Origin of the sequence: Vibrio furnissii CIP 102972 (genome assembly GCF_000176175.1) — a bacterium.
Taxonomy (GTDB): Bacteria; Pseudomonadota; Gammaproteobacteria; order Enterobacterales; family Vibrionaceae; genus Vibrio; species Vibrio furnissii.
This window is the reverse complement of record NZ_ACZP01000013.1, coordinates 13,542-37,459: the sequence shown is the minus strand read 5'-3', so window position 1 is coordinate 37,459 and position 23,918 is coordinate 13,542. Positions and strand designations below refer to the sequence as shown.

Sequence of the window (23,918 nt, the reverse complement as noted above, 5' to 3'; positions counted from 1 at the left end):
CTTAGGACTATTATGCCAAGCAGTTATAACCAGCAAAATTCAGTTTTGGACTAACTCATAACTCGAAAGCGAGATTGATGGGTTGCCAGCCACGCTTTGAGTGCTTGACGCGACACTTTGATCCCACTTTGTGTCAGCGCAGTCGGCATCTCAAAATACGCGATGGGCCATTTAAATTTCTCCAAACGTCCCTCATACCACGCGTTGCCTTGTTCAAGGCTAAACGGCGTTTGACTGAGCACCACCGCCACCGGGCGAGCGCCAAACTCATCGTCTTCAACGGGCACCACCATCGCCAATTGCACGTCAGGATGACGATTGAGGACACCTTCAACTTCTTCACAGTGAATGTTTTCACCACCGGAGATAAACAGATTGTCGGCGCGGCCGATGATCACCAGTTGGTCGTGCTCGAAGTAGCCAAGGTCGTTGCTGTCATACCAGCCTTGTTCATCCGTCAAGCGATGTAGCTCGCCTTGACGGTAATAACCGCTGGCCAACGTGTCGCCACCGATGTAGATGCGCTGGCCGTCGACACGTACGGCGCGATGAGCCAGCACGTGACCCGCACCCGCTTGGCCATCGACCGGTTTGGCCGTGACCGTCGACGCCGCTTCCGTCATGCCATAACCGAGCCAGGTTTCAATGCCGATGGCCGCCGCTTGCTGTGCCAGCGTTTGTGGAATGTGGCTACCGCCGAGCAACACATGGGTCAGCGTGAGCTGTTGGCCGCTGTCGAGCAGGCGTTTCAGTTGCGTCGGCACCAATGACGCGTGCGTGACGCCGTCGATGTCGTGCGCCAATTGACCGCCGCCAATTTTGAGGCACGCCCCCGTAGCCAGCCAACGATAAATGATCGCCAAGCCCGACACGTGATAGAGCGGCAAGCTCAGCAGCCAAGTGTCATCAACATCGAAATGAAATTCAGCCAGTAACCCTTGCGCAGAGGCAAAATGCTGCGCGTGCGTGTGGGCCACCGCTTTGGGTGTGCCGGTGGAACCGGAGGTGAAAATCAACGTTGCGAGATTGTTCCGCTGGTACGCGTTCTCGGCCTGAGCCATGTCAGCGGCAGGTTGTGACAGCGCATTCACTTCTCCCAGCTCATCCAACGTCAGCCCCGCACTAGGCGCGAGCCATACGTTCGCGCGTTGATCATCGCGATATAGCGCCGACCATTTACGGCGCAACTGCGCTGCCGGTTGTGGCATGGTGAGCGCGCACACGACGCCCAGTTGCATCGCGCCCAGCAGCCAAAACAGCGTTTGCGGGTGGTTTTTGCCCACCAGCGTCAGCACATCGCCGCGCTGAAGGCCACGTTCGGCAATCGCCTTGGCGTATTGCTGCACGCGTTGGTTGAGCTCATGCCATGTGAGCGTGCCCTCTTCAAGACAAAGCGCCACCCGCTCAGGGTGGCGCTGCTGCCAGTGTTGCCACGGAGTCATACAGGCTCCGATTGCCACAGCAGGCTTTGATCGCTCAACGTTTGCAGGGGCAGTTCACACGCTGGCCACGGCGTTTCCAACTGCGCTTTAAACAAGCCGATGGTGTCCAAACCCGGAATTTCATTGGGCAGTTGCCAGTGTGCCAAACGCGCCAATTGCGTCAGTCCCAAGCTCGATTCAATGCTGGAACTGATGATGGTTTGCAGGCCCAAGGCTTTGGCTTTCTCAATCAGCTTCAAGCAGCGCGGCACCGACCCAATCAAAGTCGGTTTGATGACGATGGTTTTCACGCCCACCAGATCTTCTAAGCGGAATTCTTGGCTGCGCACCGCATGTTGTAAGGTTTCATCCCACGCAATCGCAATGCCAGTATCAATCGCAAACGACAAACTATCGCTCGGGGATTGGCAGGGCTCTTCCAAAAACGCGATGCGGCCACGCAAGGATGGCGCGACATATTGGGCGAATTTGGCGGCTTTCTCTTTGGTCCACGCGCGGTTGGCATCGAGACGCAGGTATAAATCCGGCATCGATTCCAAGAACAGATTCACCAGCATGCCGTCACGAATCGGCTCATACAAACCGACTTTGACTTTCGCGACTTTCTGCCCCGGCATCGCATTGAGCTGCGGGATCAATTCATCAGGATCACCAGTACACAGCGGCGCCGCTTGATATTGGCCTTGCGCTGGCAGTTCACCAGCTAATTCCAACTCAGCCATCGAGACACCAAAAGCCACCGACGGGAACAACGCATCGTAATCCAACGCCTGACCTTGTACCCATAGCTCGAGCTGCTCTTTCGCCAGTGCGCCCGCTTCGTCTAGCGATTCCACACTAAACCCAATTAATGGCGCAACTTCGCCACGCCCAATCTTGCCATTTTCTTGAAGTTCAACGATGAAGCCTTCACGTTCCGTCAACTTCTCTTCACGAAGAATCACGCCGCTATCCATTGGCAAACGGTAGCGATACAGTTTTGCACTGCGCATATCTAATTTAACTCTGTTGATGAGTGACATGTCCATTCCCCCTCAACGGGCCTATCGCGCGCCGTTGGGCGGTGTTTGGAGCACCAAATTCACTGAAACTACATGGAAACAAAAAGAGCGGCACCAGACATCTGGGCCGCTCTTGTCGATTAAGGGTTACGCGGGAACTTGTTGAAGTCCGGTCTGCGTTTTTCGTTGAACGCGTTGCGCCCTTCCTGACCTTCGTCAGTCATGTAGAACAGCATGGTCGCGTTGCCCGCCAGTTCTTGCAGGCCCGCTTGACCGTCACAGTCTGCGTTCAAGGCCGCTTTCAAGCAGCGCAGCGCCATTGGGCTGTGTTGCAACACTTCGCGGCACCAGCGTACAGTTTCTTTTTCCAGCTCATCGACAGGCACAACGGTGTTCACCAAGCCCATGTCCAGCGCTTCTTTGGCGTCGTAGAAACGGCACAGGAACCAGATTTCACGCGCTTTTTTCTGACCAACGATACGCGCCATGTAAGAGGCACCCCAACCGCCATCAAACGACCCGACTTTCGGGCCAGTTTGACCAAACTGCGCGTTTTCCGCCGCAATGGTCAGGTCACACATCATGTGCAGCACGTGGCCACCGCCAACCGCCCAGCCCGCAACCGAGGCGATCACAGGTTTCGGGCAGGTACGAATTTGACGTTGGAAGTCGAGTACGTTGAGGTGGTGCGTACCGGTTTCGTCTTTGTAACCGCCGTAATCGCCACGGATTTTCTGGTCACCACCAGAACAGAATGCATCTTCACCCAGACCAGTCAAAATGATCACGCCAACGCCTTCGTCATAACGTGCATCAGCCAATGCGTTGATCATCTCTTTAACGGTTTGCGGACGAAATGCGTTGCGAACCTGTGGGCGCGCAATGGTGATTTTCGCAATACCATCTTCCGATTTGTGATAGTGAATATCTTCGTAACTGCTGCCGCAGTCTTGCCAGACAACCGGAGCGTAAAGTTCTTCTTCTGAAATGCCTACTGTTTTAGCCATGGTGATTCCCATTGTTGTTGTCCGCCACCCGCACAGTGGGTCGCGGTATTAAATCGTGTATGATGCGCGCGAAAGCGACCGGTTGTTCATGATGAACATTGTGCCCCGCGTCGTCGATCTGACGATAGTTCAGCCCGCTTTGCTCAGCGAGCTGACGAAATTTTTCATCTTTTGCACCGCAGATGTACCAAATCGGCATCGGCAACTGCGTCAACCCCGGCAACAAATACGGCTGCGTGGCCAGCGATGTGGATAACAGCATCGTGGCGACAGCGGCGCCAAGATTAGCACTTCGCTTCGCAATTAAGGTTTGTCTTTGCTCATGGTTTAGTGAACTAAACACCGCTTGCTGATACCAATCGCTCAATACCTGCTCAATCGGCTCGGCCTCAAAACGCATCGCCCAGCGATGATCGTTTTGCCAACGCGCTTCTCGTTCGACCGCCGAAGGGAGGCCAAAGTTTCCGCCTTCGATGATCAAACCTTGTACGTTGAGCGCCGCAAATGCGTGGGTTGCCGCGCCCGTCATAGCAATGCGCCCGCCCAGCGAATAGCCCACCAGCCAGATGGGCGTTTGCGCCGGTACCTGCGCCAGTACCGCAGCGGTGATTTGCTGACAGCACGTGGCAAAGTCGTCGCACGTTTGCGCCTGGCTGCCGCCATGTCCGGGCAGATCCAACGCAATCCAGTCATAGTCTGGCAGCGCATCGAGCACCGCTTGCCAATCGTCAGTGTTTCCAAGCAAACCATGCAGGAACACCAACACCGGCGTGTCAGCGCGCGGTTGGCGTGATGGCCGGTGAGAAAACGAGGTGCGACTAGAGAGCATGAATCTGCGGCATCAGCTGTTTGATTTGCTGCGCGGCTTGTTGAGGCGGCGTGGTGATCTCAATCAACAACGTGCCTTGGCCCTGCGCCAAATGCTCATCCACCAGCCCCTGATACGCGGCTAACGTTTCCGGATTGGCGTAACGCAACCCAAACTGCGCGGCAACGTGTTCAAACTGCATGCCATGGGGCATTTGATACAGCGCTTCCCGTTGCTGCGCCGGGACAGGTAACAGATCGAAAATCGCCCCGCCATCGTTATTGGCGACCACAATCACCAGCGGCTGCGGCGTATTGCGCACCAAGGCAAGTGAGTTCATGTCATACAATAGCGAGGTATCGCCCATCAGCATCAACATTGGCTGCTTGATGGCACGTTGCACCCCCGCGGCAGTGGCAACCAAGCCATCAATACCGGAGGCACCGCGGTTGGAAAACACGTCACGTCCGTCGACGGCGCTAAACATATCCACCAAGCGGACAATCAAACTGTTGCCGACAAACAACGCAGCGTGAGGCGCACGCTCAGTCAAATCGAGCGCCAGCGCGATTTCCGTCATCGGTTCATTGCTTAAATGTAACTTGGCGAGTTCTGCCGTGCTGTAGGCATAACGTTTCAACGCATCCGCCCAGCCCGCATGCGTCGCGTTGAGCGCGGTCCATTTACTCAGCTTGGTGTCAATCCAGTCGGGAATATCACACACCCATTGTTGCTGGGGCAGATGCGATTGGTTGTTGCGATCTGGCGCTGGCGACACATAACAATACTGTGCGTCACTGCGGCGAACATGCTGCTCCAGCCAGTGATTTAAACGTTTGGACACGATGCGTGAACCAAACTGCACCACCTGCTCGCACTCATCCAGCACCGCTTTGGCAGCGCTGTTTTGTAGCCACAAATCAAAGTGTGCCCATTCACTGCTGATCCCCGATTGCGGGTCACACAGCAGCGGCCAGCCCAATTTCTCTGCAAACTGCTGCGCGGCTTTGGCTTCCGCCAAACGCACCGAACCGACGATCACCAAGCCTTTGCGGCTCAGCATCTGACCCTCTTCGGGAAACGCATGTGCATCGCTGAAACGGCGCTCGCAATACGGTTGATTCGATTGCTGCCAGTGACTCACGCTCGCCAAGTACTCTTGGTACACGCGTGTGTCGTTGGCGGAATAGAGGGGTTCTGGGAACGGGCAGTTAAAATGCACGCTGCCGCCATGCTGCGCTTGGTGACTCAGCGCCTCATCGACGGTGGTCAGCAGCCAGTTGAGCGGTAAACGCACATTTGGACTCGGCAGATTCACGGCTTGCGTCACATGAGACGAATAAATACCCAGTTGGTTGATTGCCTGATTGGCACCGCAACCGACCAGTTCAACCGGGCGATCCGCCGTCAGAACAATCAGTTTCTCGCCAGTCAAACGCGACTCTGCAATGGCAGGCAACACGTTGGCGACTGCTGTTCCGGACGTGACGATCACCGCCACTGGTTTGCCGCTCGCTTTCGCCATGCCCAGCGCCATAAAGCCCAAGCCACGTTCGTCGTAATGGGTGTGCAAGGTCAGGTTGGGATTGGCGGCGGCTTCCAGCGTCAATGGGGTTGAACGCGAGCCCGGCGCAACGCACACCTCGCTCACGCCAAATCGGGTCATCTCTTCCAGCAGCGTCTGGCACCAGATGCGGTTTAAGACCGCTTGATCCTGACTCATGAAGCCACACCCAACGGCAGGCGATCAGTGATGAGGCTCAGCAGCGTCGACATTTTTTTGTCCAGCTCCTGCCATTCATATTCAGCCACCGAGCCCGGCACGATGCCCGCGCCCGCAAACAGCTGCACTTCTTGTTCCAACACTAATGCGCTGCGAATCGCGACGCAAAACTCGGCTTGTTGATGACTGAAATAACCCATAGACCCTGCATACCAGCCCCGAGCAAACGGCTCGTGCTGAGTGATAAAATCAAACGCTTCTTTGCGTGGCACACCCGCCACAGCAGCGGTCGGCTGCAGCGCACTGAGCAGCTGCACGCCATTAACGCCCGCGTTCAGTTGAGCGTGAATCCGACGCTTCAAATGCTGCACTTTACGCAGCCGAACCAAATGAGCTTCCTGTTCCACCGTCACCGTCTCGGCATGAGGCGTTAAACGATCGACAATATCATCCACCACATATTGGTTTTCATTGAGGTTTTTGGTGTCCTGCGCCAGCCAGTTCGACAGTGCCATATCTTGGGTTGCGTTTTGGCCGCGACCAATGGTGCCCGCCAACGCTTCGGTGTGCAGATCCAACCCTTGACGGAAATAGAGCCGCTCCGGCGTAGAGCCCATAAAACTGTGCTTGGCATCGAGCGCCAAAAGAAAATGAAAGCTGTTATGGTTCTGGTCGTAGCTGGCTTTGAGCAGTTGCGCCGCACTGATTGGGCGATCCAGCGTGAGGCTCGTTTGACGCGCCAGCACCACTTTCTTGAACGCGTTGTGCGTAATGCCATCCAGCACCTGATCCACCAGCGTCGCCCAACCTGATTCGGAGGGTGCATGCTGCACGTCGGTCACCTCACAGTTGAGCGCACGCAGCGGCGTGACGTCCGTCAGCAGCTTCTGTAACGTGGCGAGTGTGCGATGACGTTCGTGACTGACGTTGGCCGCCAGCGTCCAAGTCTGATCAAAGCGAATCAGCTCCACCTGAGGCAGAAAGAAAAACGACGACATGCAGCGGCGGTTTTTATCGGTCTGACCATCAAATGAGCGCCCGCCCCACACACGTTGATCGTCACCCAAAATGGTGTACGCCGGTGCAGGGTCGGAGAATGTGTAAAGCTGCCCCAATGCGACCACCTCTTCGCGGGTGTCACGGGACTGCCAATAGAATTTCGGGAAAACCGGTTGGGCTTCAAGCCAATCGATGAACGCGAATGGTGGCTTCTCTGCCAACTCTTGGGTGAAACGAACGTCGTTATCCCTCGCGTCGTTAATTTGCTCTATCAACCGAGCAATGGCTTGATGAAAGTTCGACAAAGCGACCTCGACTAAACTGAGATTCGATGTAACAGTAGCTACTCTATTGAGAGAGCCCTCGTAAATCAAGGTTATACCCCATCTTTTGCGTGCTTTTCCTGTCTCCCTGATGCAGCACTGATTTTTTCCTGCGGAGAAAGCGATTCATCACTAGATTTATATTCTAAAAAAAGGCAACCTGTTGTAGTTTAATAAAGAAATTCAATTATTTTTTGGGGTAATACAATGCAAAATATCGGGATGTCGTCAAAACTCGATAATGTCTGCTACGACATTAGGGGACCAGTACTTAAACATGCTAAGCGCATGGAAGAAGAAGGGCATAAAATACTAAAGCTCAATATCGGCAACCCGGCCCCATTTGGTTTCGACGCCCCGGATGAAATTCTGGTCGACGTGATTCGTAACCTCCCTACCTCACAAGGTTATTGTGATTCAAAAGGCATCTATTCGGCACGTAAAGCCGTGGTGCAGCACTATCAGAAAAAAGGCATTCGCTCGCTGAACGTCGAAGACGTTTATGTCGGTAACGGCGTATCTGAGCTGATCGTGATGGCCATGCAAGCCCTGCTCAACAACGGCGATGAAATGCTGGTCCCTGCCCCGGACTACCCGCTGTGGACCGCGGCGGTTGCGCTGTCAGGCGGTAAAGCGGTGCATTACCTGTGTGACGAGCAAGCGGACTGGTATCCGGACATTGATGACATCAAGAAGAAAATCACCCCGAAAACGCGCGGCATCGTCCTGATTAACCCCAATAACCCAACTGGCGCGGTCTACAGCCGTGATTTCCTGTTGGAAGTGATTGAAGTGGCGCGTCAGCACAAGCTGATCATTTTCGCCGATGAAATTTACGACAAAGTCTTATACGACGGTGCAACGCATACCTCGGTGGCCACTCTGACCGAAGATGTGCTGGTGATGACGTTTAATGGCTTGTCGAAAGCCTACCGTGTGTGCGGTTTCCGTGGTGGTTGGATGTTCCTGACTGGTCCAAAACATCTGGCGCAAGGCTATATCGCAGGGCTGGAAATTTTGTCGTCAATGCGTCTGTGTGCCAACGTGCCCATGCAACACGCCATTCAAACTGCGCTGGGCGGTTACCAGAGCATTAACGAGCTGATCCTACCGGGCGGTCGCCTACTGGAACAGCGTGATCGCGCTTGGGAACTGATCAACCAAATTCCGGGCGTGTCGTGCGTGAAACCCAAAGGCGCGATGTACCTGTTCCCGAAAATCGACACCAAGAAATACAGCATTAAAGATGACCAAAAGATGGTCTTCGACTTCCTCGTGCAGGAAAAAGTGCTGCTGGTTCAAGGTAGTGGTTTCAACTGGCCGAAGCCAGACCACTTCCGCATTGTGACACTGCCTCACGTGGAAGATCTGGAAATTGCGATTGGCCGCTTTGAACGATTCCTCAGCACCTACAGTCAATAACGCTTTCATCGACCTTCGGTGATCAGTTAGGCTATTCAGGCTCTCTTTTATACACTAGAAGAGAGCCTGATTTTTAGATGAGGAATGCCGAGAGTTATGAAAGAAAGCCATTTTTTTGCCCATCTCGCCCGAATGAAGCTGATCCAGCGCTGGCCGCTGATGCGCTCTGTCTCCAAAGAAAATATCTCTGAACACAGCTTGCAGGTGGCGTTTGTCGCCCACGCGTTGGCGGTGATCAAAAACAAAAAGTTTGGTGGCACGCTCAACCCGGAACGCATTGCGATTCTGGCCATGTACCACGACTCCAGCGAAGTGCTGACCGGCGATTTACCCACCCCCGTGAAATACTACAACCCCGACATCGCCAAAGAGTACAAGAAAATTGAAGCCGCCGCTGAGCGCCGTTTGTTGTCGATGTTGCCGGAAGAGTTTCAGCAAGATTTCGCGCCCTTTCTGGTTCACGAAGCAGCGTATGAAGACGATGCGGCGATCGTCAAACAAGCCGACTGCATCTGTGCTTACCTCAAATGTTTGGAAGAACTCAGTGCTGGCAACCACGAATTTGCGCTAGCGAAAAAACGCTTGGATGTCACGCTGCAAGAACGCCACACCCCAGAAATGGCCTATTTTCTGGAAACCTTCGCCCCAAGCTTTGAATTAACACTGGACGAAATCAGCTAAGTCGCTGTAAGTTTTATCAAAGATACAAATCTTATCCACATCGTTGAATCGGCCCGCTCGGCCTGCTTCGGCAGGCGGTGCTGGGGCCATGCAGGAGCAGTGTATGCAGGTATCCATCAGCCCAGATTGGCAAGCGCGGAACGACGACGAGCACAAGATTCGTCGCAACGATCATCGCAGTCCGTTTCAGCGTGACCGCGCGCGCATTCTGCACTCTGCGGCGTTTCGTCGCCTGCAGGCCAAAACCCAAGTGCACGGCACCAGCCTCAACGACTTCCACCGCACTCGGTTGACACACTCGTTAGAAGCATCACAAATCGGCACCGGCATCGTCGCGCAGATCAAGCTCAAACAGCCGGAATTTCGCGATCTACTGCCCTCCGACAGCCTGATTGATTCTTTGTGTCTGGCGCACGACATCGGTCATCCGCCTTATGGGCACGGCGGCGAAATCGCGCTGAATTACATGATGCGGGAACATGGTGGCTTTGAAGGCAACGCCCAGACGTTTCGTATTGTGACCTGTTTGGAACCCTACACCGAGCATCACGGCATGAACCTGTCGCGCCGTACGCTGCTGGGGCTACTCAAATATCCGGCGCTGCTCAGCCAAACCCGCGCCGAGAAAATTCCTGAGTCGGTGCCACACCAACGCCAGCTCAAAGCCAAAGATTGGGCGCCCGCCAAGGGCGTGTACGACGGCGATCGTCAGATATTTGAATGGGTACTCTCGCCGCTCAGCGCCAACGATCGCACGCTGCTGAGCCAAATGCGCGGTGACGCCACCACGCCATATCAACACCAGAAAACGCGCTTTAAATCGCTCGATTGTTCCATCATGGAGCTGGCTGATGACATCGCCTACGGCGTGCACGATTTGGAAGATGCGATCGTGCTTGGCATGGTGACGCAAACGCAATGGCAACACGCGGCTGCGAACCAGCTGGCCACCAGCGGCGAATGTTGGTTTACCGAGCATATTGAGACATTAAGCGAGATGCTATTTTCCGGCCAGCATCATGTGCGTAAAGACGCCATCGGCGGCATCGTCAATGCGCTGCTGACCAGCATCAGCGTGCGACCGGTGGATGCGCCGTTTGACAGCGAACTGCTGGCATTTAACGCCTATTTGGAACCCAACATGGGTCACGCGCTGGAGATCCTCAAAAGTTTCGTCAATCAGTATGTGATTCAGGTGCCGCAAGTGCAGCGTTTTGAATACAAAGGTCAACAGATCATCATGGATTTGTTTGAAGCCTTGGCCGCCGATCCGGAGCGCTTACTGCCTCAAGCCACTCGTGAGAAATGGCAAACGGCGGAACATGCATCCGGCGATGGCATGCGAGTGATTTGTGACTACATTGCGGCGATGACGGATGCTTACGCCCAGCGTTTGCATCAGCAATTGTTCTCCGCACATGTCAACTACTAACACCGGACGAAAGCACGCGACTATTGGTCTTGTTTGAGGTAATTGCGCTCAAACACACCCGGTGGCATGTGTTGAATTTGATGATCAATCATGGCGTCAAAGGTGCGCATCAACGGCGAAAAATCGCAATCAGGCTGCAAACTTTGCAGCAAATGGTAACCGGCTTCAACGGTCGAGAGCGCATTGTCGCTCGGCGCTTTGCGAATGCGGTAATTGCCGGTGAGATCTTTGGGTAAGTGCAGCGATGGCAAGGCATGCAACTGGGGATTCACCTGCCACATTTTGAATGCTTTTTTCCAAGTGCCATCCAATAAGATCACGCGCAGCGTTTTGCCTGCTTCGGGCTCAAACTCAGCCGAAGAGGACGACTGCTCACTGGGATACAACACGAAATGTTGCGCGCAGTCATCGGCCAGCAGGCGGTTCAGTTCCTCATGCTGACGGAAATCTTCCCCCACCAACAAACGGCTGTTGGGCAGCGACAGGCTCAAAATACGCGCCGTTCCCATCGGGCGGTGTTCTTCAGTTGGATGTTGAAGAATGATAAGCTCCACTCGCGAACTTAACTGCACAATCGCATCACAAATGCAGGCTTTACGTGCTTTTCCACACTCTGAACAATAACGGGACATACTGTGAATCTTTACCTGTGGCTAATTTTAATCAGTATCGTGTGTTTCGGGCTGCAATTCGAGCCACTCGCCAGTGGCAGTGCGTGGCAGCTCAGCGGCATTCAACACGGCCAATGGTGGCGGATCCTAACAGGAAATTTCACCCACACCAACTTTGCTCACTTGGGCATGAACCTCACCGGGTTGTGGATCATCAGTTTTATCTTTAAACCGGCGGCGCGCACACTGCTGATTCTGTTGCTCTCGCTCAGTGTATGGATTGGACTCTGCGTACTGCTCACCGACATGCGCATCTACGTAGGCCTTTCCGGTACCTTACACGCGCTGTTTGCGTTCTTTGCCCTGCAAGAAGTGCTACAAGGCCGTCGCAGCAGTTGGTTGTTGGTCCTTGGCGTGGTCGCGAAAGTGGTATGGGAACAAGCGTTTGGCAGCTCGATTGGCACCGAACAGCTGATCCATGCGCGCGTTGCAACCGAGGCGCATTTGGCAGGCGTGATTGGCGGATTGGGATTGGCGTATATGGCCAAGCAGTGGCGGTGGAACATTTAGCACATCTCTCCTCCCCCTCCCCCAAAAAAACACACACACGAACAAAAACACACCAACAAAAAGGGCCGCCAGCATGACACCAGCGACCCTTTTCAATCCATCACGAACTCGCAATCAACTTATTGTTGCAACTTCGCTTTCGCTGCTTCAACTTTCGAGAAATCCAAGCCCAGCTCTTCTACGGCTTCTTTAATCAGCGCCGGATTTTGCATCACTTGGCCCATCAGCAGTTGCAGCTTTTCCTGCGGCAGACCCAATTGGCTGAGGGTCATCATCGCCGCCAGCGGGTTTTGCGTCAGCGCCTGAAACAGCTCACCAATTTGTTGGTCACTAATATTGTTCTCTTTCAACAGTGCGAGAATCGGGTTCATCACAGTACCTTTTTTAACGATGTCTTTCATTATGTTATCAAGTGAACCACGTGTTTAATGCATGAGGTCATCAAACGAAAGCGCCCGCATTGAGGCGCTTGGATGGTTCAATAGGGATTATACAATCGGACGCTGGCCGCGGCTGATCAGCTTCAGGAATACGCTGTCGGCGGCTTCCCCGGCCACACCCGCCAGTTTAGCGGTCAGTTTTTTCTTCTGCACGTAGTGGAGCGCCAGTACAGTTTTATTCTTGCACGCATCGACAATCAAATCGTCTGAGGTTTTGATCTCATCCACCAGCCCCAATGCTTTGGCTTGAGTGCCGAACCAGTGTTCACCCGTCGCCACTTTTTCCAAATCCAGATCCGGGCGGTGTTCACGAATAAAGTCTTTGAACAGCACGTGCGTTTCTTCCAGCTCTTCTTTGAACTTTTCGCGAGCTTTATCACTGTTTTCACCGAACATCGTCAGCGTGCGTTTGTATTCACCCGCGGTCAGCTGTTCAAATTCAATGTCGTGTTTTTTCAGCAATTTGTTGAAGTTAGGCAGTTGCGCGACCACACCAATCGAACCGACAATCGCAAACGGCGCCGACACGATTTTATCGGCGATACACGCCATCATGTAGCCGCCACTGGCCGCCACTTTGTCGACCGCAATCGTCAGCGGCAAACCGGCAGCTTTCAAGCGATCCAACTGAGACGATGCCAAGCCGTAGCCGTGCACCATGCCACCGCCTGTTTCTAAACGCAGCAGCACTTCATCGCCCTGTTGTGCGACCGCCAAAATGGCCGTAACTTCTTCACGCAGCGAGGTCACTTCCTTGGCATCGATGCTGCCGTGGAAATCCAGCACGAACAGGTGTGGATCGCGTTTCGCGTCCAGTTCGCCGCCTTTCGCTGCTTTTTTCACTTCTTTTTCGCGAGATTTGTTCTTTTCCTTTTCGCTTTTTTTCTCCGCTTTGTCGCGGGCTTTCAAAAAAGCGTCATCATGGAGATGAGATTCAAGCTGTTCCACTGTCTGCTTGTGTTGCTCAGTCAGGTTGGTGACTTCCAGCTCGCCTTTGGCTGCGCTGTGTCTTCCGCCCACGGACTTCACAATGACTAATAACACCACGACAGCGACGACGATCGTCGCAATCTTGGCCAAAAACAGGCCATAGTCCAACAAAAATTCCAATGTGTTCATCCTCTTCAATGCGAATTGGTGTATTGTAACCACCTTGTCACGAAGACTTAAAGCAAATCATAAGAATAAGGAAACGTAACGTGGATTATTCAGTTTCTAAAGATGCCTTGAAAGATAAAGTTATTCTGGTGACCGGTGCAGGAGATGGCATCGGTAAACAGGCCGCGATCTCGTACGCCGCGCATGGTGCAACCGTGATCCTGCTTGGCCGCACAGTGAAAAAACTAGAACACACCTACGATGAAATCGAAGCCGCAGGCTACCCGCAGCCAGCAATCGTCCCGCTGGATATGAAAGGTGCCACCAAACAAAACTACGTTGATATGGTAGACACCATTGAAGGCCAATTTGGTCGTCTGGACGGTGTACTGCACAACGCTGGCCTTCTGGGGGTGCTCAGCCCCTTTGATCAGATCGGCGAAGATACGTTTGATGATGTAATGCAAGTGAATGTGAAGTCTCAATTTTTGATGACACAAGCCCTGCTGCCCCTGCTGCACAAATCTGACGATGCGCGCATTGTGTTCACCAGCTCAACGGTGGGTCACGTCGGTCGCGCGTTCTGGGGCACTTACTCAATTTCAAAGTTTGCGACCGAAGGCATGATGCAAGTGCTGGCCGACGAGCTGAGCGATAGCACCATTCGCGTCAACGCCATTAACCCCGGCGGCACCCGCACGGGCATGCGCGCCAAAGCGTTCCCGGCAGAAGATGCTGAATTACTGAAAACGCCGCTGGATATCATGCCGCTGTACGTCTATCTGATGGCGCCAGAAGGGCAAGCGGTCAACGGTCAGTGCATCGACGCGCAGCCCAAAAAATAAACCAAAAACTCGTTCTTAATTCAAAGCCTTGCTCAATCAGCAGGGCTTTATACTTTCTGCCCCGCGACTTTTCTCTTGAATGTTCAACATAACGAAATATACTGTACAAATATACAGGTAAATTGTTATGTATGAACTGATCGAACACCTCAAAAACAAACACTGGTTATGGCAAGGCTCCGACACGCCGTGCGAGCCGCCTTCTCATGCCACAGGCTTTGCCGAACTCGACCACCAGTTGGCTGGCGGTTTTCCAGCACACGGCGTGATTGATATTCAGTCGGCCTGCGGCATCGGTGAACTGCGCCTGCTGTTTCCTTACCTGCAGCAGCATCATGAGCGCCTGACGGTGCTGATCAACCCGCCGGGGCAAGTGCACGCCGAAAGCCTGCAACACGCCGGAATCCATCTCGATAACGTGTTGATTCTCACCCCGCAAACTACCAAGGAAGCGTTGTGGTCAGCCGAACAATGTGCGCGCAGCGGCGCTTGCAGCCAAGTGCTGTTGTGGCAGGACAAACTGGAAGTGCATCACGCGCGCCGTCTGCAAGTGGCGTGTGAAACTGGTGACTGTTTGCAGTTCCTGTTCCGCTCGCGCCAAGACAGCCTGTTTTCTTTGCCCGTAACCATGACACTCGTCCTGAGCGCCCATCCTCAAGGCGTGGAAGTGCGTGTTCCCAAACGTCGTGGCGGCTGGCCATTGGGCGCTTTCTCGGTCTCGATGGCTGAGCGCTGGCAAGCGCTCACATTGCCCCGACCCACGTCGGTGGTGGTGCCGTTTCCGCTGCGCAAGCAAGGCTGATGATGACGCTGTGGATCTATCTTCATTTTCCTGCGCTGCAACTCGATACCGTGTTTGCACCGGCGGCAGAAACGGAGCCTACAGCTCCGGTGGTGATTGTCGATGGGCGCGTCCATCAAGTGGTGCAAGCCAACGAACTGGCTTTCAACCAAGGCATCACGCTGGGCATGGGGCTTGGCAGCGCGGCCGCATTGTGCGCGGGGCTGCAAGTGCACCCTTACGATGCCGAGATTGAGCAACGCGCGGTGGAAGAAATTGCGCAGTGGCTCTATTTGGTCACTTCCGATATCGTCCTGTATCCACCGCAGGGGCTCTTGCTGCGCGCAACCAATATGCTGTCACTCTATGGTGGGCTAACCGCTTATTGGCGCACACTCAACCATCATCTGGATCAGCGCGGCGTGCGTTACCACTACGGGTGTGGTTTCTCACCGTTGAGCGCCATGTTGCTCGCCCAAAGTGGCGCCAATCTGATTGAAGCGGATACGACCATCTTGCGCCAAAAGGTCGGCTGCTTTCCACTGACCGCCACCGAACTAGAGAGCAAACACACCGATAAACTGGCGCGCGTCGGCATTCGAGACATCGATAGCTTGCTCGCGCTGCCGATGCAGGAGATCGCGCGTCGCTTTGACATCGATTTAGTCAACTATGTTGGCCGGCTGCTGGGACAATTCAAACACCCGGTCAGTTTTTATCATCCACCGGAAGCGTTTCACAGCCATCTGGAATTGCTGTATGAAATCGACAACGTGCAGTGGCTGGAAAAACCGTTGCGCCGCCTGCTCACACGGTTGGAGCTGTTTCTGACGCTGCGTAATCAGGTCGCATTCGAACTGAAACTCACGCTGACGCAGCGTGACAAAATTCAGCACAGTGTGACGTTCACCTCCGCACGCGGCGATTATCAGGCGGAAAAATGGGCGCAGTTGTGCCGCTTGAGCATGGAATCACTGCTGCTGGAACATCCGGTCGTCAGCCTAACGTTGCACGTGGTACGGGCGGGCCTTGCCGAGCAGACTGCCGAAGATTTTTTCTCGGGCATCAAAGGCCAGCAAAGTCCGTTGGAACTGATCACGCTTTTGCAAGCCAAACTCGGCCCATCACACGTGCACAAGCTGCAACTGAGTGATGATCCAAGGCCGGAAAAACGCAGTCGCTATGTCCATCCCAATGTCCATCCCAATGCCCATCCCAATGCCCATCCCAATGGGCATCCAACCAAGACAACAACCAAGCCACTACGGCGCGCCGAATTGCGCCCCAGCCTGCTGTTACCCGAGCCGCAGCCGCTGTGCGAAGCGGTCTCGTTGATTCATGGTCCGGAGCGCATCGCGACCGGTTGGTGGGACGGTCACAATATGATTCGTGATTATTTTATCGCTCGCACCGAGCAAGGGCGCTGGCTGTGGGTGTTTCGCACGCCCGAGCAGCAATGGTTTATTCACGGCCAATTCAGCTGAGGCAATCATGGTTTATGCAGAACTGTTCTGTCAGAGTAATTTCTCGTTTCTGACCGGCGCATCTCATCCCGAAGAGTTGGTCATTCAGGCTGATTTTCTGCGCTATCACGCCATTGCGATTACTGATGAGTGCTCACTGGCTGGCGTGGTTCGCGCCCACACCACCATAAAGCAGCAACAACTGGGCATCAAGCAGATTGTCGGTAGCCTGTTTCAGCTCAATGACGAGTGCCGCTTTGTGTTGCTGTGCCCGAATCAGGACGCGTATGCCGAACTGTGCCGCATCATCACCAATGCTCGGCGGCGCAGTGAGAAAGGCCAATATAAACTGTCGGAATGGGATGTGATGTCGGCGCGCCACTGCTTGGTGATTTGGTTGCCGAGCCACACCGAGCGTGACAAACACTGGGGACAATGGCTGACTCAGCATCATCCCCACCGATTATGGCTGGGCGTACAACGCCACCTTGGGCCGCAAGACAACGCTTACCTCGACCATTGCCGCACGCTGGCACAAGCATTCGATCTCCCCATAACCGCGTGCGGCGGCGTGCTGATGCACAACGCGACCCGCCTGCCCCTGCAGCACATTCTGACCGCCATTCAACGCGGCCAGCCGGTTGAACACATTCAGGCTCATTTGGTGAGCAATACCGAGCGCGCGCTGCGCAGTCAGGCCAAGCTGAGTAAACTGTTTCCGCCCGAATGGCTCCAAGAGAGTGTGCGCATTGCTGAGCGCTGCGAATTCCAGTTGGGTTCGCTTCACTACCGCTACCCCAGTGAGTTGGTGCCCGATGACCACACGCCGATGGCTTATCTGCGCCAGCTCGTTGAGCAAGGCAAAGCGCTGCGCTTTCCGCACGGCGTGCCCGCCGACATCAACGCCACAATTGAAAAAGAGCTAACGCTGATTGATGAGCTTGATCTCCCCTACTACTTTCTCACCATTCACGACATTGTGATGTTCGCCAAACGCAGCGGCATTCTTTATCAAGGGCGCGGTTCGGCGGCTAATTCCGTGGTGTGTTATTGCCTTGAAATCACCTCGGTGGACCCCCGCCAGATCAGCGTGCTGTTTGAGCGATTCATCAGTAAAGAGCGCCAAGAGCCGCCGGATATTGATGTCGATTTTGAACACGAGCGGCGCGAAGAGGTGATTCAATATCTGTATCGCAAATATGGCCGTGAGCGAGCAGCTTTGGCGGCGACGGTGATCAGCTATCGCTTTAAAAGTGCCGTGCGCGATGTGGGGAAGGCGCTCGGCATTCATGAAGCGCAACTCGATTTTTTCATCAAAAACGTCAACCGCCGCGATCGCGGCTTGGGCTGGCAAGCGCAGCTCACTGAACTGGGCTTGGAACCGCAGTCGCTCAAAGGACAGCAGTTTATTGAACTGGTCAACGAGCTGATCGGCTTTCCACGTCATTTATCGCAGCACGTCGGTGGTTTCGTGATTTCCTCCGGCCCGCTGTACGAACTGGTGCCGGTTGAAAACGCCGCCATGCCGGAACGCACCATTATTCAGTGGGATAAGGACGATTTGGAGAGTCTCGGGCTGTTTAAAGTCGATGTGTTGGCGCTTGGCATGTTAACCGCGATTCGCAAGTGCTTTACCTGCATTGAGCAGCACCATCAGCGCAAACTCAGCATTGCCGACATCACTCGCCTGCAGGATGATGCCAACGTGTATGGTATGATTCAGCGCGCCGACACCATTGGCGTGTTTCAGATTGAATCGCGCGCTCAGATGAGCATGCTGCCGCGCCTGAAACCGCGCTGCTATTACGATTTGGTGATTCAGATTGCGATTGTGCGCCCCGGGCCGATTCAAGGTGACATGGTGCACCCGTTTCTCAAACGGCGCGATGGCATTGAAGACGTCACCTACCCGTCAAAAGAGGTGGAAGCGGTGCTCCAACGCACCATGGGCGTACCGATTTTCCAAGAGCAAGTGATCAAAATTGCCATGGTCGCCGCCGGATTTTCGGGCGGTGAAGCTGACCAATTACGCCGTGCCATGGCGTCATGGAAGAAAACTGGCGAGCTAGCGAAATTTCGCACCAAGCTGATCAATGGCATGCTGGCGCGGGGTTATGAACTGGCGTTTGCCGAGCGGATTTATGATCAAATCTGCGGCTTTGGTGAATACGGTTTTCCGGAAAGTCATTCCGCCTCATTTGCCGTGTTGGCGTACTGCTCGGCGTGGCTGAAATACTACTATCCGGAAGCATTTTATACCGCGCTGCTCAATAGCCTGCCGATGGGGTTTTACAGCGCTTCGCAACTGGTGCAGGACGCGCAGCGCCACGGCATCAAGGTGCTGCCGGTGTGCGTGAACGCCTCGCAGTGGGATCATCAGGTGGTGGAGCATGAACAGCAACAGGCAATGCGCCTTGGCCTGCGACAGGTGAAAGGCTTCAGCGAACAAGGCGCGCGGTTGCTGCTGAACGCGCGTCCGGCGCAAGGGTTTCATCACCCAGCGCAGCTGAAACGTTGCGGGCTCACCCAAAAGGACATGGAATCGCTTGCATCAGCCAACGCGCTGCACAGCTTTGCCCATAATCGCTATGCAACCCGCTGGTCGATGATGGATTCGCTCTCCGATTTGCCGCTATTTGAGCAACTCGACGAAGCCGCGCCGGCGCTGTATCAACAACCGAGTGATATGGATACCTTGATCGAAGACTACGCTTCACTCGGTTTGTCGCTCACCCAGCATCCCGTGACCTTGCTCGATACTGCCGGCGAGCTGGGGCGTTTTAGCCGTATGCGCGATTTGGCGCAGTTGCCGCATAAATCACTGGTCACCGTGGCAGGAATCGTCACCGGACGCCAGTCCCCTGGCACGGCGGCGGGCGTGACTTTTTTCACGCTGGAAGATGATACTGGCAACATCAATGTGGTGGTATGGCAGGCCACTGCGCGGGCGCAAAAAAGCGCCTATATCAGTGCAAAAATGCTGATGGTGAAAGGGATTTTGGAACGCGAAGGCAGTGTGATTCACGTCATTGCTGGGCGGCTTATCGACCTGACGCCAAAGCTCCAACAGCTACACACTCAGTCGCGGGATTTTCATTAACGTTGCGCGCTGTGTCGGCTTCACCGACAAAAAAAGCGCTGACCATTCAGCGCTTTCGAATTGAAATGTATGGAGCTACGATTACAGAATTTCGCGCATGCGATCTTGCACCGCTTCCACCAATCGGTCCGGCTGGAACTTGGAGATAAACCGGTTACAGCCAACCTTCTGCACCATGGCTTCGTTAAAGCTGCCACTCAGAGACGTATTGAGAGTAATAAACAGGTCTGCCATGCGCGGATCGCTGCGTACTTCATGCGTCAGTTTATAACCATCCATTTCCGGCATTTCGGCATCGGTGATCATCATCAGCAGCTCTTTGTTGATGTCTTTGCCTTTATCACACCAGCTTTTGAGTAGCTTCAACGCTTCCAGACCATCGCGACATTCGATGATGTTCAATCCCAGTTGTGACAGCGTGCCTTTGACCTGATTACGTGCCGTTGAGGAATCATCGACGATCAAAATGTTGCGACCCACCATTTCATCCACCAGCGCTGGATCCAACACCTCTTCTGAGATCGACACATCGTAGTCGATGATCTCGGCCAGCACTTTTTCAACGTCGATGATCTCAACGATTTGAGTCTGATCTTGCTCTTTAATGTGCGTAATCGCGGTCAGGTAGTTAGCGCGGCCGGCCGATTTGGGTGGCGGCTGAATTTCGGTCCATGCCGTGTTGATGATGTTGCGCACCTGCCCAACCAGAAAGCCCTGCACAGTACGGTTGTATTCGGTGATGATCAGATTTTGCTCTGGGTTTTCCAGACGCGACGGTGGAAACCCGATTGCGCGGCGCAAGTCGATGATTGGCACCGGGTCACCACGTAGCGATGCCACACCAGTAATATTCGGGTGCGACCCCGGCATTTTGGTGGTTTTCGGCATTTTGATGACTTCCCGAACCTTAAAGACGTTGATAGCAAAAATTTGGCGGCTATTTAAGCTAAATAGCAACAGTTCGAGGCGGTTTTCCCCCACCAGATTGGTACGCTGATCGACCGTATTTAAGATACCCGACATACAAAATCCCAAGAAGAAGTAGAGACGCACTGTTATAGCTACACAGTATAGCTATATTTGTGGCTGGTAAATGTAACCTGAACGGCAAATGTAAACCGGGGAAAGGAAAAAACGAAGAAAAACTTATCCTTCCACCACTTTCATCAATAATAAACCATCATACAAGGCTTGTTTGATCAACGCGGCACCCGGCATGGTCGCTTGCTTATAAAAGCGAGATTCCACCAGTTGCAAATCTTGATGATAAACCGGCAGGCTTTGCTCTTCGATGCAGCGCTGAATCGCAGGATACAGCACGTTTTTCGCCTGATTGATGACGCCACCAATCAGCACTTTTTCCGGGTTGAACAGGTTAATCACAATCGCGATAGCCGAACCGAGATAACGGCCTAAGGTTTCCACCACATCGACCGCGAGCGGATCGCCAGCCGCTGCTGCCGCACAAATGTCTTCAATCGTGATGTCATCGTGCGCTTTTTCGCTCAGCGATGACGCTTCACCAGCGGCAATACGTTCTGCCACTTGCTCACGAATCGCTTGTGAACTGGCCACGGTTTCCAAACAGCCAATATTGCCGCAATGGCAGCGTTTGCCCCGCGGATCAATCTGAATGTGGCCCAACTCACCGATATTGCCATGACGCCCTTGCAGCACGCGACCATCAAGAATGATCCCCGCACCCAAACCGTGGTGAATTGAAATCAAAACCGAGTTATCAACATCTTGCGAATGACCAAACAGCTTCTCCGCCAATGCCCAAGCGCGCGTATCGTTGGCCACAAACACTGGCAAACCGGTTGCTTTGTAAATCTCTGGCCCCAATGCCAAATTTTCCACATTGTAATGCGGCATTTGCAGCACGATGCCTTGATCGGAGTTGACCAAGCCCGGCAACGTAATCGCAATGCTGGTCACGCGACCCAGTTGCTCAGCATAGGTTTGGAAAAATTCATCAATTTCAAACAATAGCCGTTGCAGCACGTCATCTTGATCGATTTCATGAATATCAATTTTGGTGTCAATCAGGACATCGCCGCCTAACTCATGGAGCGCGATGGTCAGGTAGCCACGTCCGAGACGCATGGAAAGAAATTGCCAACCTTCGTTGTTGGTTTGTAGCCCCACCGCAGGACGACCACGGCTGATGGCTTCTTGAACAGTGGTTTCGTGTATCAGGTGCGCTTCAATCAATTCGCGGGTGATTTTGGTGATACTTGCTGGCGCAAGTTCACTCTCTTTCGACAGATCGATGCGTGATATAGGACCTTTTTGGTCGATGAGTTTATATACACGGCCAGCATTGACCTGTTTGATGTGATCAATATGGCCTGGTTGAGCCATGTACATGGGGCGCTCCAGAATTCAGTAACCTGCCAATTTTTTTACTTTGCGAAGTAATTGTGAAGTCATTTGGTGAATAGCCGTGACAGGCATCACGCATATACTCGGAACTTTGTGTTTTCAGTCAAATAGTCATCCATTGATTCCCTGATTGAATGCCAGCTCAGCGGTTATTTTTCGTCATTAATTATCTTGTTGCAAAGCGTAAATATCGTTCAGAGCTCCCAAACTCTTCAAATATCTTGCATATACTTAAAACGTTTTACTTCCTCTGTCCGATCATTTCAGGAGATCAGAATGACCTCAGCATTACGAAGAACGAAAATTGTCACCACTTTAGGGCCTTCAACAGACAAAGGAGAAAATCTGGAAGCGATCATTCGCGCCGGAGCAAACGTCGTACGGATGAACTTCTCACACGGTTCGGCCGAAGATCATAAAATTCGCGCGCAAAAAGTCCGCGAAATTGCCGCCAAATTGGGTCGCCACGTGGCGATTTTGGGCGACCTGCAAGGGCCGAAAATCCGCGTTTCGACGTTTAAAGAAGGCAAAATTGAACTGGTTGAAGGTGAACGTTTTGTGCTGGATGCGGATCTCGCACCCGGCGAAGGGGATCAAGATGCGGTAGGCATCGACTACAAAAACCTGCCCAAAGATGTGCAACGTGAAGATATTCTGCTGCTCGACGATGGCCGCGTGCAGTTGTTGGTGGTCGCGGTTGAAGGCAGCAAAGTGCACACCACCGTCCTGGTGGGCGGCCCGCTGTCGAACAACAAAGGCATCAATAAAAAAGGCGGCGGGTTATCTGCCGACGCGCTGACAGAAAAAGACAAGCGCGACATTCAACTCGCAGCAGACATCAAAGTAGATTACCTTGCCGTGTCATTCCCTCGCAATGGCGCGGACATGGACTACGCTCGCCGTCTGGCGCGTGATGCCGGCCTTGAGGCGCGTCTGGTCGCGAAAGTGGAACGTGCCGAAACCGTCGCCAGTGACGAAAATATTGATGACATCGTGCGCGCATCCGACGTGATCATGGTCGCTCGCGGTGACCTTGGGGTGGAAATCGGTGACCCCGAATTGATTGGGGTGCAGAAAAAGCTGATTCATCGCGCTAAAGCGCTCAACCGCGTGGTGATCACCGCCACTCAGATGATGGAATCGATGATCACGAACCCGATGCCAACACGGGCCGAAGTGATGGACGTTGCCAACGCCGTACTCGATGGCACCGATGCGGTCATGCTGTCCGGTGAAACGGCTGCAGGGAAATACCCGGTCGAAACAGTGAAAGCGATGGCTGAAGTGTGCATCGGCGCGGAAAAAATGATTGAGTCCAATCAGCAGAACTACCGCATTGACCGCTCCTTCACGACTGCAGAAGAAACGGTAGCCATGTCGACCATTTACGCGGCCAACCATTTGGAAGGCGTCAAAGCGATGGTCACACTGACCGAATCCGGTCGCACGGCTCTGATGACCTCACGCTTAAATTCCGTGCTGCCAATCTTTGCGATGTCTCGCAATGAAGCAACGCTCAACCGCTGCGCGCTGTATCGTGGTGTGATGCCTTTTTACTTCGACAGCAAAAGCGGCACGGGCTTTGAAGTCGCACAAGCGGCATTGGAAGCCCTGAAAGAGAAGAAATTGTTGTCATTTGGCGATCTGGTGATCATCACACAAGGGGACATCATGGAGGTGGAAGGTTCCACCAACTGCATGCGTATATTGCCCGTCCTTTAACCCGCACTCAGCAAAAAGGCCCGCTTGGCGGGCCTTTCTTCGTGATACAGCAATGAACGTGAAAC

General features: G+C 53.7%; 20 protein-coding genes. 9 read left to right on the top strand and 11 right to left on the bottom strand.

The features are described from left to right. Positions 1-50: 50 nt before the first annotated feature. The 6 genes from menE to VFA_RS04210 all read right to left on the bottom strand — a co-directional run bounded on the left by menE (position 51) and on the right by VFA_RS04210 (position 7,285). Positions 51-1,442, bottom strand: coding sequence for an o-succinylbenzoate--CoA ligase (menE, locus tag VFA_RS04235; RefSeq protein WP_004725057.1), 1,392 nt, complete (start codon positions 1,440-1,442; stop codon positions 51-53). Then, positions 1,439-2,434: an o-succinylbenzoate synthase gene (gene menC / locus VFA_RS04230; RefSeq protein WP_004725056.1), complete on the bottom strand. Its 996-nt coding sequence runs from the start codon at positions 2,432-2,434 to the stop codon at positions 1,439-1,441. The genes menE and menC overlap by 4 nt, the downstream gene beginning before the upstream one ends. 149 nt (positions 2,435-2,583) lie before the next feature. Next, positions 2,584-3,450, bottom strand: a complete 867-nt coding sequence (gene menB, locus VFA_RS04225; RefSeq protein WP_004725055.1) for a 1,4-dihydroxy-2-naphthoyl-CoA synthase — start codon at positions 3,448-3,450, stop codon at positions 2,584-2,586. Then, positions 3,443-4,279 (bottom strand): 2-succinyl-6-hydroxy-2,4-cyclohexadiene-1-carboxylate synthase, encoded by an 837-nt coding sequence (gene menH, locus VFA_RS04220; protein ID WP_004725054.1) that lies wholly within the window; start codon positions 4,277-4,279, stop codon positions 3,443-3,445. Before menH ends, menB begins: the two co-directional genes overlap by 8 nt. Continuing rightward, positions 4,269-5,981 (bottom strand): 2-succinyl-5-enolpyruvyl-6-hydroxy-3-cyclohexene-1-carboxylic-acid synthase, encoded by a 1,713-nt coding sequence (gene menD, locus VFA_RS04215; RefSeq protein ID WP_004725053.1) that lies wholly within the window; start codon positions 5,979-5,981, stop codon positions 4,269-4,271. The genes menH and menD overlap by 11 nt, the downstream gene beginning before the upstream one ends. Then, on the bottom strand, positions 5,978-7,285 hold the full coding sequence (locus tag VFA_RS04210) for an isochorismate synthase (RefSeq protein WP_004725052.1): 1,308 nt from the start codon (positions 7,283-7,285) through the stop codon (positions 5,978-5,980). The genes menD and VFA_RS04210 overlap by 4 nt, the downstream gene beginning before the upstream one ends. Before the next feature lie 225 nt (positions 7,286-7,510). Here VFA_RS04210 and VFA_RS04205 point away from each other — a divergent pair, with 225 nt between their 5' ends. The 3 genes from VFA_RS04205 to VFA_RS04195 all read left to right on the top strand — a co-directional run bounded on the left by VFA_RS04205 (position 7,511) and on the right by VFA_RS04195 (position 10,838). Next, on the top strand, positions 7,511-8,725 hold the full coding sequence (locus tag VFA_RS04205) for a pyridoxal phosphate-dependent aminotransferase (protein ID WP_038150916.1): 1,215 nt from the start codon (positions 7,511-7,513) through the stop codon (positions 8,723-8,725). 96 nt (positions 8,726-8,821) lie between these two features. After that, positions 8,822-9,406 carry a 5'-deoxynucleotidase gene (gene yfbR / locus VFA_RS04200; RefSeq protein WP_004725050.1) on the top strand — a complete coding sequence of 195 codons (585 nt, stop codon included), beginning with the start codon at positions 8,822-8,824 and terminating at the stop codon, positions 9,404-9,406. A gap of 103 nt (positions 9,407-9,509) precedes the next feature. Continuing rightward, positions 9,510-10,838, top strand: a complete 1,329-nt coding sequence (locus VFA_RS04195; protein ID WP_004725049.1) for an anti-phage deoxyguanosine triphosphatase — start codon at positions 9,510-9,512, stop codon at positions 10,836-10,838. 20 nt (positions 10,839-10,858) lie between these two features. On the opposite strand, the gene VFA_RS04190 is transcribed toward VFA_RS04195, so the two are convergent. Next, complete coding sequence (locus VFA_RS04190) at positions 10,859-11,470, bottom strand: tRNA-uridine aminocarboxypropyltransferase (protein ID WP_038150914.1); 612 nt, start codon at positions 11,468-11,470, stop codon at positions 10,859-10,861. Between the two features lie 3 nt (positions 11,471-11,473). Here VFA_RS04190 and rrtA point away from each other — a divergent pair, with 3 nt between their 5' ends. Then, positions 11,474-12,019 carry a rhombosortase gene (gene rrtA / locus VFA_RS04185; protein WP_004725047.1) on the top strand — a complete coding sequence of 182 codons (546 nt, stop codon included), beginning with the start codon at positions 11,474-11,476 and terminating at the stop codon, positions 12,017-12,019. Between the two features lie 119 nt (positions 12,020-12,138). Here the strand turns inward: rrtA and VFA_RS04180 are convergent, their stop codons facing one another. Both VFA_RS04180 and sohB read right to left on the bottom strand, forming a co-directional pair. Continuing rightward, on the bottom strand, positions 12,139-12,390 hold the full coding sequence (locus VFA_RS04180) for a DUF2999 family protein (RefSeq protein WP_014204693.1): 252 nt from the start codon (positions 12,388-12,390) through the stop codon (positions 12,139-12,141). Positions 12,391-12,507: 117 nt separating this feature from the next. Then, a complete protein-coding gene (gene sohB / locus VFA_RS04175) occupies positions 12,508-13,569 on the bottom strand; it encodes a protease SohB (RefSeq protein ID WP_004725045.1) in 1,062 nt (353 codons plus the stop codon). Between the two features lie 89 nt (positions 13,570-13,658). Between sohB and VFA_RS04170 the strand changes: the two genes are divergently transcribed. From VFA_RS04170 to VFA_RS04155, 4 genes are all read left to right on the top strand, one after another. Continuing rightward, positions 13,659-14,402 (top strand): YciK family oxidoreductase, encoded by a 744-nt coding sequence (locus VFA_RS04170; protein WP_004725044.1) that lies wholly within the window; start codon positions 13,659-13,661, stop codon positions 14,400-14,402. A 127-nt stretch (positions 14,403-14,529) separates the two neighbouring features. Next, positions 14,530-15,204 carry a translesion DNA synthesis-associated protein ImuA gene (gene imuA, locus VFA_RS04165; RefSeq protein ID WP_004725043.1) on the top strand — a complete coding sequence of 225 codons (675 nt, stop codon included), beginning with the start codon at positions 14,530-14,532 and terminating at the stop codon, positions 15,202-15,204. A 2-nt stretch (positions 15,205-15,206) separates the two neighbouring features. Next, on the top strand, positions 15,207-16,667 hold the full coding sequence (locus VFA_RS04160; protein WP_004725042.1) for a Y-family DNA polymerase: 1,461 nt from the start codon (positions 15,207-15,209) through the stop codon (positions 16,665-16,667). A gap of 7 nt (positions 16,668-16,674) precedes the next feature. Next, entirely contained in the window at positions 16,675-19,746 is a 3,072-nt protein-coding gene (locus VFA_RS04155; RefSeq protein ID WP_004725041.1) for an error-prone DNA polymerase, read from the top strand. A gap of 81 nt (positions 19,747-19,827) precedes the next feature. Here the strand turns inward: VFA_RS04155 and VFA_RS04150 are convergent, their stop codons facing one another. Continuing rightward, positions 19,828-20,769 (bottom strand): chemotaxis protein CheV, encoded by a 942-nt coding sequence (locus VFA_RS04150; protein ID WP_004725040.1) that lies wholly within the window; start codon positions 20,767-20,769, stop codon positions 19,828-19,830. Positions 20,770-20,892: 123 nt separating this feature from the next. Continuing rightward, entirely contained in the window at positions 20,893-22,116 is a 1,224-nt protein-coding gene (mlc, locus tag VFA_RS04145; RefSeq protein WP_004725039.1) for a sugar metabolism global transcriptional regulator Mlc, read from the bottom strand. Positions 22,117-22,407: 291 nt separating this feature from the next. Between mlc and pyk the strand changes: the two genes are divergently transcribed. Then, the gene (pyk, locus tag VFA_RS04140) at positions 22,408-23,853 is read left to right on the top strand and encodes a pyruvate kinase (RefSeq protein ID WP_004725038.1); all 1,446 of its coding nucleotides are present in this window, start codon (positions 22,408-22,410) and stop codon (positions 23,851-23,853) included. The last annotated feature ends 65 nt before the right edge of the window (positions 23,854-23,918 follow it).